This is a genomic window from Pollutimonas rozaliensis (assembly GCF_048751585.1).
GTDB lineage: Bacteria > Pseudomonadota > Gammaproteobacteria > Burkholderiales > Burkholderiaceae_B.
On record NZ_JAZHOB010000004.1, the window covers coordinates 52,170 to 66,635 of the forward strand.

Genomic DNA, 14,466 nt, shown 5'->3' on the forward strand with positions numbered 1-14,466 from the left:
AAGTTCCGGCGCCGGCCGCCGAATCAAAGCCTGAAAGCCGCAGTAGCTTTTCATATCTTTTGGAAATAAGAATATATTTATAAGTTGATTAAAAAAATCTGAATTCTTTCGACTGAGGCGGCCGCGCCACAGAATATTTTCCCGCGCGCCCAGGCTCTGAACGGTACACTTCACGGATCGCATGCACGCGGCAGCCATCCACCGGAGTCCCTATGAGTTCACTGTTCGCTTTCCTGCACCACATGGCCGCCTTTGCCCTTGTCGCCGCGCTGGCCGTGGAGTTCGTGCTGATCAAGGAAGCCCTTACCGTGACCATTGCACGCAAGCTGCTGATCGCCGACATGGTATTCGGCGCGTCGGCCGGCGCCGTGCTTGTCATTGGTCTGCTGCGGGTTTTCTTCTTTGAAAAAGGCGCGGCCTTTTATTTCACGAACATTCCTTTCCTGGCCAAGCTGGCGCTCTTCGCGCTGATCGGCCTGATGTCCATCCGGCCGACCAGGGAATTCCTTTCCTGGAGAAGCGCTGTAAAAGCCGGCCAGGCGCCCAAGGTGGATGAGGCCACACTGCAAAGGCTGCGCACCGCCATCCATGCGGAATTGGCGGCGGCAACCGTCCTGATCCTTTGCGCCGCCCTGATGGCGCGCGGCATCGGAAGCCTGGGTTGATGCCGCGCGCCTAGCGCAGGCACACCACACCATATGCCACCCTCCTCAGCAGCGACAGACGTGACCGCCTCGTGGTTGAAGTGGGCTCCCGCTCTGTTTCTACTACTTTGGTGTTTCGGATTCGTCTTCCTGAAGATGGGTCTGGCGTATTCCGATCCCTTGACTTTCCTGGCGCTACGATATGCCTGCGTCCTGGCCATACTCATCGTCCCGTTTCTTTGGCTGCGCCCCGCTTTGCCGGCAACGCCAAAAGCATGGCTGCACCTGGCCATGGTTGGCCTGCTGTTGCAGGCGGGCTATTTCTCGTTTGTTTACTTGAGCCTGAAGCTGGGCATATCCGCCGGCGCCGTGGCGCTGATCACTTCGCAGCAGCCCATTCTTATCGGTTTGCTGGCCCCCGCCATCGCCCGCGAACGGGTCAGCGCAACGCGCTGGCTTGGGCTGCTCATGGGCGTGGCGGGGGCGGGCATCGTCATCCTGTCCAAGTCCGCAATAGAAATTGCTTCGCCGGCCGCGCTGCTGTTTGCCGTCATGGCCCTGTTCTCCATGACGGGCGGCACGCTATGGGAAAAGCGCTACGGCGTCCAGACGCATCCGGTGACCGCCAACATGGTGCAATATGCGGTCGGGCTGGCCGTTTCCGCGCCGCTGGCTTTCCTGCTGGAGCCGATGCAAATCCAATGGACCGCGGAGTTCCTGCTGTCGCTGACTTATCTGGTCGTATGCAATTCCATCGTGGCGATTTCATTATTGCTGGCCATGATACGGCGCGGAGAAGCGTCGCGCGTCTCGGCCCTGTTCTTCCTGGTGCCGCCGGTAACAGCGATGATTGCCTTCCTGATCCTGGACGAGGCGCTGCCGCCGGCCGCATGGCCGGGAATGATATTGGCGGCCGCCGGAATCTATCTTGTCATGCGCAAACCGCCGGCGTCGGGCGCGGGCTGATGTCGCGCGATCAAGCGCCCGGGTCGGCCGCCCTTGCCTGGCTGCGCGCTTTGACCAGCATGGCGCGGCCCGCGCCCCATCCATTAATGGCCGCAGCCACCCCCAGGGCGGCAAACAGCCAGGCGGACGCATCGTAGCTTCCGGTCGCGCTATGCAGCATCCCCACCAGCAAAGGGCCGAAGGCGGCCAGCACATAGCCCACCCCTTGCGCCATGCCGGATAAGTGAGCGGCCACATGCGAATCGGGCGAACGCAGCACAATCACCGTCATGGCTATTGCAAACAAGCCGCCCTGCCCAATGCCTTGCAGAACGGCCCAAGCCCATACGGTGGACAAGGGAGCGAAAAGCAATCCTACCAAGGCAGCCCCCGCAATCAAGGCCAGCGCCGCGTTGAACATGCGCTGATCCTTGCAGCGAACCGCCAGGGGCGGCACCAGCAGGCACGTGAACACCTGCACGATGATGGATACCGAGACCACCAGTCCCGCTTCGATCCCATCCATGCCGCGATCGCGCAATATGGGAGCCATCCAGCCCATGACGCAATAGGCCAGCGCCGACTGCAACCCCATGAAAAAAGTGACCTGCCACGCCAGCGGATCGCGCCACAAACCGCTGACGCTGCGCCTGGCCTGCCGCGAAGCGTGTTCCGCGCGCAATGACTGCGGCGCCCAAACCAGCAACACCAGGGCCGCGGGCAACGCCCACACCGCAAGGCCTGCCGTCCATGACTCGTCGAAATAATGCGCAATGGGCAAGGTAAAGGCCGCCCCCGACGCCGCGCCGCCGCACAAGGCCATGGTGTATAGCCCCGTCATCAATGCCGCTTGCTGTGGAAAATCGCGTTTGACCACGCTGGGCAGCAGGACGTTGCCCGTGGCGATGGCCGCGCCGCCCAGCGCCGAGCCGATGAACAGGGAATACATATCCCCCATGCCTCGCAACGCCGTGCCGGCCATCAGGAAGAAAAGGACGGCAAGCAAGGCTCTTTCCGGCCCTATGCGTTGGGAAATCCTGGGCGCCAGCGGAGCGAACAGCCCCAGGCACAACACGGGCAGTGTCGTCAGATAGCCGGCGCCGGCCGATGTCAGGCTGGTTTGCCGAAGCAGGTCCGGCAACAACACGGAAAGGCTGGAAAACAGGGGCCTCAGGTTATAGGCAATCAGCATCAGGCTGAAGCCCAGCAGGATTTGCGCTGCGCGGCTCCGGACGGGCGAAGTCGTGGGCGCGCTGTCGGCGCGGATTTCTGCGGAAGTCATACCTGTTCGTATCGTTATGCGGGTGGAAATTTCCCCAGCCATGATGATACCCTGGCAGTTCCGCGGAAATCGACAGCTGCCGCGTGCAACGATCAGGACTTGACCGAAATACCCGCGTCCTTGATGACCGTTGCAAACTTGACCTGCTCGCTTTGCATGAACTGTGCCAGGCGCTCGGGCGACCCGCCGCCGTCCTCGGCGCCGGCCTGGGCCAGCCTGGCAATCAGCTCCGGTGTTTGCAGGGCTTTGTTGAGATCCGCATTCACACGCGCAACCATATCGGGCGACATGCCGCCAGGCCCGACCAACGCAAACCATATGCTTGCCTCAAAGCCAGGATAGCCCTGCTCCGCAATGGTCGGTACGTCGGGCAGGCTTTTGGATCGATTCTGCAATGTCTGCGCCAGCGCGATGACTTTGCCCGATTCAATCAGCGGCTTGGCGGTCGTCATCCCCTCGAAGGCATAATGGATGTGGCCGCCAATCACGTCGGTCATCAATGGCGCAGAGCCGCTATACGGCACATGCAGCACGTTGATGCCGGCCTCGGCCTTGAATATCTCCAGCGCCAGATGCTGGGCCGATCCTGTGCCGGCCGACCCGAACACGATCTCGCCCGGCTTCGCCTTGCACAGTTCCACCAAGTCTTTCAGCGTTTTGGCCGGTTGGTTGGCGCCGCCTATCAGTATGGTGGGCGTCTTGCCGATAAGACCGATGGGAGTGAAGTCCCGCTCCACGGAGTAGCCTAGATCGGTACGCAAGCCGGGCCCTATTCCATGGCTGTTCACATGCGCAACCAGCAGCGCCGTTCCGTCGTTTTTCTGTTTCGCGGTATGGCGCGCGGCAATCACACCCGCCGCGCCGGGACGGTTTTCCACGACAACGGGCACACCCCACATGTCGGAAAACTTCTGGCCGAGCAGGCGCGCCAGCACATCGGTGCCGCCCCCCGCCGGAAATCCCACCACCATGCTGACCGTGCTTTTCGGAGCCACGGTTTGAGCCTTGAGCGCGGGAGCGGCGGCTGCGGCGGCCAATGCACTGCCTGAAATAAGAAAGCTGCGACGATTCATTATTTGTCTCTCTATATATAGGTATGTTGAAGGAGCCGGATGCTGGAATGTTTACCCAGGCATGGCCTGCGGCGCGGCCGGCTCCAGCTTTTCCAGTTCCAGGCGTAATTGCCTGGATTGCTGGACGGTGAGTTCCACCAAGGGGGGACGCACGATGCCCCATTCAGGAACGCCAGTTTCCCATGCTATCGCCGCCTTCATTGCGGAAATCAGCGGATAGGCCTGGAAGGCGGCACGCTTGCGATTGATTCGGGCTTGCCGGTCCTTGGCGTCCGCATTCCGCCAAGAACGATAAAGCGACATGATTTCTGCGGCATTTACATTGGCCGTAGCGGTGATGCAGCCCGCACCGCCCGCTTTCATCGTATCGAGCAGGATGGTTTCGGTCCCTGCAAAAACCTGAAAACCCGCAGGCTGGAAATTTCGGATCAGCGATTCCGTATTGCTCCAGTCACCGCCGCTGTCCTTGATACCCGCGACAGTGCCGGGAAATGCATGCAGCAGCCTTTCAATAAGCGCATGACTGATGCCGACCTGGCTTACGGGCGGGATATGGTACAGATACAAGCGCAGCCGCTGGTCGGCCACGCCTTCGATCACCGATGCAAAATAGCGGAACAGGCCTTCGTCGCCGACGCCCTTGTAGTAAAAAGGCGGCAGCATGAGCGCTGCGGCGCAACCCGAAACGACCGCATGGCGAGTCATTTCAATGCTTTCGGGTATCGAGCAGGCGCTTGTGCCGGGCATCATGCGCAACGGAGGCAGTCCGTTTTCCAGCAAAGCGTCCAGAAGCCGGCGTTTTTCCGACAGACCCATGGAATTGGCCTCGGAATTGGTGCCGAAGATGGCCAGTCCGACATCGTGCGCCAGCAAAGACTTGCAATGCTCCAGGAAGCGCGGAATGTCCGGCTGTAAACCGGCCGAGAAAGGCGTCAGTACCGGTGAAAACACACCACTGAGAACCGTGCTGGATGATGACATGAAGAGTCCTTTCTAACGATGGAAATGACTCAACGGACCGTCGTCCAGGCGCCATATCTGGCCACGGCCTTTTCATCGAATCCGAACCCCAGCCCGGGCTCTTGATGCAGGATGACCCGGCCGTCCTTCTGCGATAGTTGCCGATCGATCAGGCGGCGGAAGTTCAGTACTTGATCGTCCCAGAAAAACTCCACATATCGCGCATTGGGCGTGGCGGCCACCAGCGGCGCATGCAAATCGTGGAACCAATGGGGGCAAACCACGACCCCGTAACTGGCCGCCGTGGCGGCAATGCGTTTCCATTCAGTGATTCCACCGCAAACGGCGGCATCGGTTTGAAGAATGGATGCCGCCTGCTTGTCCAGCAGCTCTTTGTGGTACCAGCGGCCGTAGCCGATTTCGGCGGTGGCGATCGGCAGGTGGGTCAGCCGCGCCAGCTTGGCATGGCTGTCGACATCGTCGGGGCCGAAGGGCTCTTCGATGAAGTAAGGCTCATATTGTTCGAAGCGGCGTATGTATTGCATGGCCTGCGTCACATCCTGCCAGGCGTTATTGCAGTCCATCATCAGTTCCACGTCGGGGCCGACCGCATCGCGCGCGGCCTTAAGACGCGCCTCTTCCTCTTTGGGCGAATGGCGCCCCGTTTTCATCTTTACCGCCTTGAAGCCCAATGCCACATAGCTGGCCATTTCCTCGCCAAGCTTCTCGGGTGTTTTTCCGTCCAGGTAGTAGCCGCCGCTGGCATAGGCGGGGACGCTTTCCAGTTCGAACGCTCCAAGGTATTTGTGCAGCGGCAAGCCGCCGGCTTTCGAATTCATGTCCCAGATGGCCGTGTCCAGGGCGCTGATGGCGCGCATGACCGTACCCTGGCGGCCTTGCAGCAAGGCTTCCTGGTACATGGATTGCCAAAGGCCTTCGACACCATAAGAGTCTTTTCCTATCAGGACCTTACCCAGCAGGTGTTCCACGGCCGCCGTGAAAATCGGCCCTCCGTCGCTGCCTATATAGCAAAAGCCGATGCCCTCGATGCCTTCTTTGGAACGGACTTTGACCAGCCCGTAGTAGCGTGTGCTGACGCTGCGGTTGGAGAAAGAGGTGACGCGGTCCAGCGGTACCGATACCGCTGAGACGTCAATGGATTCGATGATAGGCACGGTCAACACTCCAAGATAAAAGAATGACCGTATTATTTAGTTTTTAAAAAGATGCCACAACCCATCTAAAACTTCTTTAGAATAAGGAAAAACCATCTTTTAAATGATGACGCTTCCATGGATCTACGCTTTCTGCAAACCTTTGTGCATGTGGTCGAGCTCGGTTCCATCGCCAAAGCCGCGCGCTTTCAAGACTTGACCCCCGCATCCGTGCAGCAAAGGCTCCGCGCCCTGGACGCATCGATGGGCAGTCAGTTGCTGACCCGCGCGGGGCGCACCGTGCAGCCGACTGTAGCCGGACGCCGGATACTGGAACTGGCCAAGAAGATACTTGGCGACGCGCGCGATTTACGCTCGCTGGCGTCGGACACCGACCTGCCAGCCGGCCCGCTGCATCTGGGCGCTACGCCCACAGCCTTGAACGGCGTCGTCCCGGGCACGCTTAAAAGCTGGTTTGCCCGATACCCGGCCATCGAGGTTTTCATCGAGCCGGGCTCATCCAAATCGCTCTATTCGCGTGTGCTCGAAGGCGCGCTGGATGCGGCCATTCTCGTACACCCCCAGTTCGATCTGCCTAAAAACTGCATCTGGATGGAAATCCATAAAGAGCCGCTCATGCTGATCGCCCCGGCTTCGCTGAAGGTCGCAGACCCATTGGAGACATTGCTGGCTCAACCCTACATCTGCTATGACCGTAGCGTGGTCGGAGGAAAAATGGCCGATGACTATCTGCGCGGGCGGTCCATCCGTCCACGCATAAGGCTGGAGTTGGACGGCATCGACGCAATAGGAAAATTGGTTTCCGAAGGGCTGGGCGTATCCATCCTGCCCGATACCGGCACGCTCGATACAGGTCCGCAAGGCGTGGCCAAATGGGCTTTGCCCGGCCCCGTTCCCATTCGCTCCATAGGCATGTGCTGGACCCGAAGCAGCATCCGCGCCCCCTTGGCGCAAGCGTTCGCGCAACTGATCCGTTAGCGTAATGTTGCTTCCTGGAAGCCTGTCATCATACAAGCGGACAGCTATAATGAATGATTGCAATCCCTTGGCGCGCGACCATGGCAACACTGATCCGTCCATCTCTTTCTCTTCAGCGGCCCAAAAGCCTGGCAGCCCAGCTGGCCAAGGACTTAAGCGACCGCATCGCCCGGGGCGAGTTGAAGCCAGGCGATAAGCTCCCCAGCGAACACGAGATGGTCGCCTCCTACGGCGTCAGCAGGACCGTTGTGCGCGAAGCCGTTTCCAGCCTTAAAAGCGCCGGACTGGCATCGGCCCGGCAAGGTGTGGGCGTGTTCGTCCTGGACGCCTCGTCCATCGCGCCATTTCGTATCGACCCCGAGGAGCTGGACACTGTCAAGGAAATCATCAGCTTGCTCGAGCTGCGCACCAGCCTCGAATCCGAGGCCGCCGCGCTGGCGGCGGAACGCCGCAGCGCCGCGCAACTTGAACGTTTGCGCCAGGCGCTGGAACTGATGGGCCGCGCCGTCGATACGCAGCAGGACGGCGTCGATGCGGATTTCAGCTTTCATCAAGAAATCGCGCAGGCCACCAATAATCGCTATTTCATTGAATTGTTCGCTTATCTGGGCATGATGGCCATTCCGCGATCGCGTATCGGCATGTATAAAAGCGACATTGCCGCACGAAACGCCTATCTGAAAAAAGTGGATCTGGAACACCACGCCATTTTTCAGGCCATAGCCGAAAAAAATGCGGAGGCCGCGCGCCTTGCCATGCATAGGCATCTGAGCAATAGCCGCGACCGGCTCAAGCGTGCCTCCGAAACAGCGTCCGGCTTGGGGACACATAAGACATAAAAGGCGAAAATTTTTCGAAAAGCTCATAATTTCTCTTGTACGACAACTGACAAGTAGATATGATGAACGCACGCAATAAAAATTCGATCACCCCATAAGGAAGCGGCGCCCTGGGCGCTGTCGAGGAGATAATCATGAAAACCTTCGTCAAAACAGCCATCGCGGCCTGCTGCATCGCCGTATTCGGCGCGCCTGCGCTGGCCCAGTCCGGCGCTGCAAACTATCCCGATAAACCCATCAAGCTGATTGTGCCCTTCCCCGCGGGCGGCACATCGGACGTGCTGGGCCGATTGGTGGGCGATAAGCTCGGTCAGGCGCTGGGACAGACTGTTGTGGTGGAAAATCGCGCCGGCGCCAATGGCAATATAGGCGCCGACTATGTCGTGCGCTCCGCGGCCGACGGCTATACCTTGCTGCTGGTCGACTTGGGCAACCTGAGCATCAGCCCCAGCGTCTATCCCAATATGCCCTTCGATCCCATCAAGGATCTGGCACCGGTTTCCATGCTGGCCTATTCGCCTCACTTGCTGGTGACCACCAACGCCCTGCCGGTCAAGACCCAAGAGGAACTCGTCGCTTACGCCAAGGCAAAGAAAGGCGCAATGAACTTCGCCGCCGCTGCCGGCATAGGCAGCGCGCCGCATATGGCCGGTGTGCTTTTCGCCCAGAAAACCGGCGTGGAGTGGGGCTATATACCCTATAAAGGCGGCGCCCAGGCACTCACCGACCTGATCGGCGGCCAAGTCGACGCCACCACCAACGGCATGGTTGCCACTTATCCGCATGTCAAGAGCGGCAAGATCAAGCTGCTGGCCGTGACCAGCAGCAAGCGCTTGCCTCAATTGCCCGACGTGCCGACCGTCAGCGAAATGATTCCCGGCTTCGTTACTGGAAGCTGGCAAGGCGTGCTGGCTCCCGCGGGAACGCCCAAGCCCGTCGTCGACAAGTTGAACACCGAAATGGCCAAGATCATGAAGATGCCCGATGTCCAGGCAAAATTGGAAACCCTGGGAGCCCAGCCGATCGAAATGACGCCGGACGAGTTTGGCGGCTGGTTGAAGACGCAAGTGGCCGACTGGGCCAAGGTGGTGAAGGATGCAGGCATAAAGCTGGAATAAAATCCCGCTCCCTGGCGCCGCCATGGGCCACATAAAGCGCGGGCCTGTTTAAGGGCCCGCGTTTGCGTTGCGGCGCCAAACGCATCACGCTCCGGCGATGCTTTTCAGCGCCTGTGTTGTGTGCCGGCCCCGGATTCAATACAAAACCATTACAAAACCGCCCTGGAAGGCGGCAAATATTTCAGCGCGCTGCAAAAACGCTTTACGTCCTTGTCCATATAAACCTGCATGGCTACTCTGGCTTCATCGACCATCAACAGGAGTTCGCCATGAAGCTACAGCGCAACGTCGCCCGCATCGCCGCCATTGGCCTGATGTCGCTGGCCGCCGCCGGCTGCGCCACTCATTACGATCGAAAAACCAATAACACCCTGCTCGGAGCCGGGCTGGGCGCCGCAACCGGAGCGGTATTTTCGGGCGGCGACCCTCTTTACACCCTGGGCGGCGCCGCGGCGGGCGGCGTGCTTGGCAACATACTGACCGAAGACCGGAGCGACCGTCGGGGACGCGATTGGGACAGGAAACAACGATCGTCCCGTCAAAAATCATACGATCGCGACAGCCGGCGCTGGGACGATCGCCATGACCGCCGGCGCCGCTGATCTTATGCCGTAAAACCTTGGCCGGCGATCCGCCATGTTAATCTACGGCCTCGGCGCGCCTTTGCGGAAAAGGCTGCCCGGATCCCGCCGGCCATTTGGTTATTCGCATGAGCTTCGACCCCCTTGTATCCCTATTGGCGGCGATCGGCATGCTCCTTATCGGGGCGCTGGTCAACCGCAAAATTTCTTTCCTGTCCCGCTACAACATACCGGATCCCATCACCGGCGGCCTGCTCTTTGCGATATTGGCGTCCATAGCGTTGGCCGCCGCCGATTTCAAGATAACGTTCGACCAGCCCATCAAGCCCATTTTCCTGCTGATGTTTTTCAGCGGCGTCGGCTTGTGCGCCGATCTGCGGATGCTAAAGCGCGGCGGCAAGGCCTTGCTTGTTTTCCTGGTACTGCTGCTGCCTTTTATCGTGCTGCAAAACGCAGTGGGCGTGACCTTGGCGAAGCTGCTGGACCTGCACCCCATCTTCGGCCTGGTGGCCGGCTCGATCACCTTGGTGGGGGGCCACGGCACAGGCGCCGCTTACGCGGATCGCTTCGCCGAAGTAAACAATCTGCAAATGGTCATGGATCTGACCATGACGGTGGCCACCATCGGACTGATTGTGGGCGGGCTGATCGGCGGCCCCATCGCGCAATACCTGATCAAGCGCCATAGATTGCGCTCATCCGCTGAAGAAGCCGCTGAATCGCATGAGTTCAATGAACCCGCCGCACCCTTGGACACCATCTCGGCCCTGACCGCCCTGGCGGGCATATTTGCCGCCCTGATTGCCGGCCAGTCGCTGGCCAGCCACTTCTCTGGTGGATCGGTCACCATCCCGGCATTCCTGTGGTGCATGCTTATCGGCATTGCCATCCGCAATCTGCTGCCCTTCATAGGCGTCCGGTTCGATGATCGCGCGGCGGAACTGATAGCGAACGTTTCCCTGTCGCTATTCCTGGTCATGACCATGATGACCTTGAATCTGGTCGAAGTCGCGCTATCCGCCGGCCCATTCCTGGCCATCATCCTGGCCCAGGTCGTCGTGATCTTCCTGTATGTCGTTTTCGTATGCTTCCGCTTCATGGGCCGCGATTATGAGGCGGCCGTCACGTCGGCGGCCTTTATCGGCTTCAACATGGGATCGACGGCAACCGCCATGGCCAATATGCAGGCCATTACATCCAGGCATGGCCCCGCTCCCACCAGTTACCTGATTGCACCTTTGGCTGGAGCTTTCTTTGTGGACATCATGAATGCATTCATCCTGACCGCAATGCTGGCCCTGCCCTTTATCGGAGGCTGACGATGCGGGCCGTTCTTGCTTGTCTGTTTCTTTTGTTCCTGGCCGCATGCGGCGCCGGTCCCGATACCGACACCTTGCGCGCGGATGTGGCCAAGCGGCTCGAGCTGGCTTTACCCAATAACGCCGTCGAGCTCGCCAGCCTGGAGCGGCGCGGCTCCCAGGCCGACACCAAGGCTCCCGTCGGTGAAGATCGCCGGACCATCTACTTTGACGCCGAACTCCGGCTCAAGCGAGATATCGACTTCGGCGCATGGAACGCCCCTGGTATCGCGGGACTCATCTCGGCGCTCGGCGCCGGCCCGAAAGGCATAGAGGGGATACGGTCGGGAGGGAACCGGGCGGGAGACCTGATAAGCGCCCACGGCATCGCCGTGTACCGCCAGGACGATGGGCAGTGGACGCCCGTTATGCCGGCCGGCTACCAGCCCCCTGTCGCGCCCGGATACGCCACGGGCGAAGGCCAAGGCACGGGCGCCATCCTTAGCGCCCTGCGCAAAGTGGTGGATGCCTTTCCCCGGGACAGCTCGCCGGCACAGCATGCCGCCATCGGAGAAGAACTCGCCGCCGCGCAGGCCAGCATACGGGCGCGGCTGGCCCGCATAGCAAATGGCTACGCCATCGCGGCGGGGGCCGAACATGGGCAATATCTGCGTCTGGCGCGTGCGCTGTCGCATGAACAGGACTCACGCATCGTGCCGCTGATTACGCACGGCGGTGAAGAGAATCTACAGCTGCTGCGTTCGGGCAAGGCCTCGGTCGCGCTGGCACAGGGAGACGCCGCCCTGGATGCCTACCAGGGAACGAATGCATTTCAGGACCAGGGGCCTTATTCCGCCCTGTGCGCCATTGCCAGCCTGTACCCCGAGCCCATGCATATCCTGGTCAGAGCCGATGGCAAGCTGGCATCGGTTGCCGACTTGAGGGGCAAGCGCGTGGCCATCGGCGAGCCCGGCTCGGCCTCGCGCACGACAGCGCTGCGCGTCCTGAAGGCCCATGGCCTGGAACTGCATGACATCTCTGCCCGCGAACTGAGCATAGGCGCCGCGCTGCTTGCCCTGCAAAACCAGGAAGTCGACGCGATAATGCAGGTCATCGGGGTACCCGCCGACAGCGTGCGGGACTCGCTGCGCGACATGCCCCTGCGCATGCTGCCACTGTCCGAAAACGCGGTGACCCTGCTTGCGGACAGCAAAACAGGCTACTTTCCTTATACGGTTTCCAAGGGCAGTTACCCCGGCCTGGATCGCGACATTCCAACCATCGCCACCGCCGCCCTTCTGCTGGCCGATGCCAGCCTATCGGATGCCGAGGTTGCATCACTGACACGCGACCTCTTCCGCGAAGGCCGCGATTTTTCGGCACTGGGCAGCGCACAGGGCGCACAGATATCGATTGCCTCCAGCCGCATCGGCCTTTCCGTGCCCCTGCATCCCGCCGCCGCCAAGGAACTGGAAAGCCTGGCGGCATCGGCAAAGGCATCGGAAGCCGGCGCAGAGCCGAGCGCATCACGATAGAGGGGAGCCTGGCATGAATACCGAGCGCCCGTTTCGCTGCTGCATGTATTGCTTCTGAAGTTACGGCTTCGCTTCAGAGTTTTCGATGAAATAGGAAGGAACTTGCGGCCCCCATAGGTAAAGGGAGTTCTCAGGCGGGTGATCACGCCCCGCCCATTGATAACCGGCCTCTATATAGTCTATGTGAGCCGAGTACTCTGCGAACGAACCCCAGGGGTCGCGCACATAATGGAAATAATTCGATCCGAGCACATGGCGTCCTGTTCCCCATCCTTCTGTATACCCTGCTATCGCCATTTGCTCCGCTCCCAACCCCACCTCGTCAACGCCATCGACATCCCAGGAAGAATGATGCCAACCGCGTACCGAGCTCTTGGCGAATGCAACCAAGTGGTGATCACAACCATGAGGAGCGTGCAGAAATGCCACTATATCTTGCGACCTATCGGAAAGCCGCAATCCGAGCCCTTGACAATAAAAATCGATACTGCGGGAAACATCGGACGAAAACAGCAGGACGTGAGAAAGTCGGCGAGGCCGCACTTGTGCCGCATCTCCGCGCCTTGGCGCCCCCCGCTCATTCGCGGCGATATTTACCCTTGGATTAGGGGTCTTGGCATCGGGGGATGTTTTAGGCCCGACCTGTAGATGGAGCAAATTGCCGTCAGGGTCATAAAACCAGTAATCAGTCGAACCTGTTAAGTCCAGGGGCTCCGCGTCGCGCGCACCCGCCGTTTTCAATTGCTTGCGAAACAAAGGCAAGTCGGCCTCGAAGCAATTAAAGCTTAGATACTTTAACGCTTTGCGCTGGCCTTGCTCGACCACGCCCCAGGCATGGCCATCCGCTGCTTTGATGATCAGCTTGCCGCCTTCATCCGACACATCAAGGCCGAAGGCCGTATAAAACCGCACTGCGGCCTTCAAGTCGGGCACAGTCAGGGCGAACCGATCAATTGAATGTACGCTGACACCAGCCAAGCCGGCGCTTTCGTTTGTGGAACTCATAATCTGCTCCTCTCCTTGCGGGGATATCCCATGGGGATCCGCTCGCTTACCGCTCGTTTTCGATTGAGTTTCGCAAGGTGCCAATTTGTGAGATCGACACCTCGCAGATGTCGCCTTCGCGCATCAGCAATCGAGGATCCCTAGCCCAGCCTATACCCGATGGCGTTCCGGTGACAATGACATCGCCCGCCTCAAGAGAAATGGCTTCGCTGAGAATGGAAATAAGCGTGGCAACATCGAAGAGCATGTCGTCGGTTGAAGCGCATTGCACCACCACGCCATTCAGGCGAGTCTCCAACGTCAATCCACGCCCTCCTGGGGGTAGCTCATCAGCCGTCACCAGGTCGGGACCAAAGGCGCCCGTATTGTCAAAATTCTTGCCTATCGTCCACTGCGGCGATTTGAATTGATATTCCCTTATCGATCCGTCGTTGAATACCGAATAACCGGCCACCCACCGCAAGGCGTCCTCTTTTGCAATATGCCGTCCGCCACCGGTAAGAACCACTGCCATTTCCCCCTCAAAGTCCAGCGAGTCCGACGCCAGTGGCCGGACAATGGGTTCTTGATGGGCAACCAGGCTGCTGTGGTAGCGAGGAAAAATAGTGGGATAGTCGGGCTGTTCGTAATCACTCTCCTTGGTATGGTCAGCATAGTTCAGGCCTACGCAGAAGATCTTGGGAGGCCGAACCAGAGGCGGAAGGAAATCCTTTATTTGCGCCTCATCCAGCGTAGCTGCATAAGGCTGATTTCGTCCGTACTCCGCCAGGTCCACTCCTCTTGCAAGCAAGGAATCAAGCAATTCATTGCCGAGTATATGAATCCTCTTCCCTTCCCTGATACCCAATACAGCCTGACCTTCGTGAATAAAACTGATGTAGCGCATGCATGTCTCCTTTGAGCGATAGAGGCCGTCCTAGTCATTGAATTTCAAATCATGCTTGACGGAAAATAATTAGATCACTAATATTATACTTAGATATCTAATTATATGCACGACTGATGATTTATCTGTGAAGACTTGATCCACAGA

14 protein-coding genes are annotated in these 14,466 nt (G+C 59.4%); 8 read left to right on the forward strand and 6 right to left on the reverse strand.

Going from position 1 to position 14,466, the window contains the following annotated elements; genetic code table 11:
• Window positions 1-212 precede the first annotated feature (212 nt).
• Both V0R37_RS08410 and V0R37_RS08415 read left to right on the forward strand, forming a co-directional pair.
• A complete protein-coding gene (locus V0R37_RS08410) occupies window positions 213-665 on the forward strand; it encodes a DUF2214 family protein (RefSeq protein WP_420374100.1) in 453 nt (150 codons plus the stop codon).
• 33 nt (window positions 666-698) lie between these two features.
• The gene (locus V0R37_RS08415) at window positions 699-1,610 is read left to right on the forward strand and encodes a DMT family transporter (RefSeq protein ID WP_420374101.1); all 912 of its coding nucleotides are present in this window, start codon (window positions 699-701) and stop codon (window positions 1,608-1,610) included.
• Window positions 1,611-1,620: 10 nt separating this feature from the next.
• On the opposite strand, the gene V0R37_RS08420 is transcribed toward V0R37_RS08415, so the two are convergent.
• From V0R37_RS08420 to V0R37_RS08435, 4 genes are all read right to left on the reverse strand, one after another.
• Window positions 1,621-2,871 carry a CynX/NimT family MFS transporter gene (locus V0R37_RS08420; protein WP_420374102.1) on the reverse strand — a complete coding sequence of 417 codons (1,251 nt, stop codon included), beginning with the start codon at window positions 2,869-2,871 and terminating at the stop codon, window positions 1,621-1,623.
• A 92-nt stretch (window positions 2,872-2,963) separates the two neighbouring features.
• The gene (locus tag V0R37_RS08425; protein ID WP_420374103.1) at window positions 2,964-3,944 is read right to left on the reverse strand and encodes a Bug family tripartite tricarboxylate transporter substrate binding protein; all 981 of its coding nucleotides are present in this window, start codon (window positions 3,942-3,944) and stop codon (window positions 2,964-2,966) included.
• Window positions 3,945-3,995: 51 nt separating this feature from the next.
• Window positions 3,996-4,925 (reverse strand): dihydrodipicolinate synthase family protein, encoded by a 930-nt coding sequence (locus V0R37_RS08430; RefSeq protein ID WP_420374104.1) that lies wholly within the window; start codon window positions 4,923-4,925, stop codon window positions 3,996-3,998.
• Window positions 4,926-4,954: 29 nt separating this feature from the next.
• A complete protein-coding gene (locus tag V0R37_RS08435; protein ID WP_420374105.1) occupies window positions 4,955-6,079 on the reverse strand; it encodes a mandelate racemase/muconate lactonizing enzyme family protein in 1,125 nt (374 codons plus the stop codon).
• A gap of 117 nt (window positions 6,080-6,196) precedes the next feature.
• Between V0R37_RS08435 and V0R37_RS08440 the strand changes: the two genes are divergently transcribed.
• The 6 genes from V0R37_RS08440 (at window position 6,197) to V0R37_RS08465 (ending at window position 12,428) form a co-directional block, all read left to right on the forward strand.
• Window positions 6,197-7,057, forward strand: a complete 861-nt coding sequence (locus V0R37_RS08440; protein ID WP_420374106.1) for a LysR substrate-binding domain-containing protein — start codon at window positions 6,197-6,199, stop codon at window positions 7,055-7,057.
• Window positions 7,058-7,137: 80 nt separating this feature from the next.
• Window positions 7,138-7,896: a FadR/GntR family transcriptional regulator gene (locus V0R37_RS08445; protein ID WP_420374107.1), complete on the forward strand. Its 759-nt coding sequence runs from the start codon at window positions 7,138-7,140 to the stop codon at window positions 7,894-7,896.
• A gap of 134 nt (window positions 7,897-8,030) precedes the next feature.
• Window positions 8,031-9,014 (forward strand): Bug family tripartite tricarboxylate transporter substrate binding protein, encoded by a 984-nt coding sequence (locus V0R37_RS08450; protein ID WP_420374108.1) that lies wholly within the window; start codon window positions 8,031-8,033, stop codon window positions 9,012-9,014.
• Between the two features lie 269 nt (window positions 9,015-9,283).
• Window positions 9,284-9,616 carry a YMGG-like glycine zipper-containing protein gene (locus V0R37_RS08455; RefSeq protein WP_420374109.1) on the forward strand — a complete coding sequence of 111 codons (333 nt, stop codon included), beginning with the start codon at window positions 9,284-9,286 and terminating at the stop codon, window positions 9,614-9,616.
• Window positions 9,617-9,723: 107 nt separating this feature from the next.
• Window positions 9,724-10,914 (forward strand): sodium/glutamate symporter, encoded by a 1,191-nt coding sequence (gene gltS / locus V0R37_RS08460; protein ID WP_420374110.1) that lies wholly within the window; start codon window positions 9,724-9,726, stop codon window positions 10,912-10,914.
• A gap of 2 nt (window positions 10,915-10,916) precedes the next feature.
• Window positions 10,917-12,428 carry a TAXI family TRAP transporter solute-binding subunit gene (locus tag V0R37_RS08465; RefSeq protein ID WP_420374111.1) on the forward strand — a complete coding sequence of 504 codons (1,512 nt, stop codon included), beginning with the start codon at window positions 10,917-10,919 and terminating at the stop codon, window positions 12,426-12,428.
• Window positions 12,429-12,488: 60 nt separating this feature from the next.
• Here the strand turns inward: V0R37_RS08465 and V0R37_RS08470 are convergent, their stop codons facing one another.
• Both V0R37_RS08470 and V0R37_RS08475 read right to left on the reverse strand, forming a co-directional pair.
• Window positions 12,489-13,433: a VOC family protein gene (locus V0R37_RS08470; protein ID WP_420374112.1), complete on the reverse strand. Its 945-nt coding sequence runs from the start codon at window positions 13,431-13,433 to the stop codon at window positions 12,489-12,491.
• Window positions 13,434-13,479: 46 nt separating this feature from the next.
• Window positions 13,480-14,319: a fumarylacetoacetate hydrolase family protein gene (locus V0R37_RS08475; RefSeq protein WP_420374113.1), complete on the reverse strand. Its 840-nt coding sequence runs from the start codon at window positions 14,317-14,319 to the stop codon at window positions 13,480-13,482.
• Window positions 14,320-14,466 lie beyond the last annotated feature (147 nt).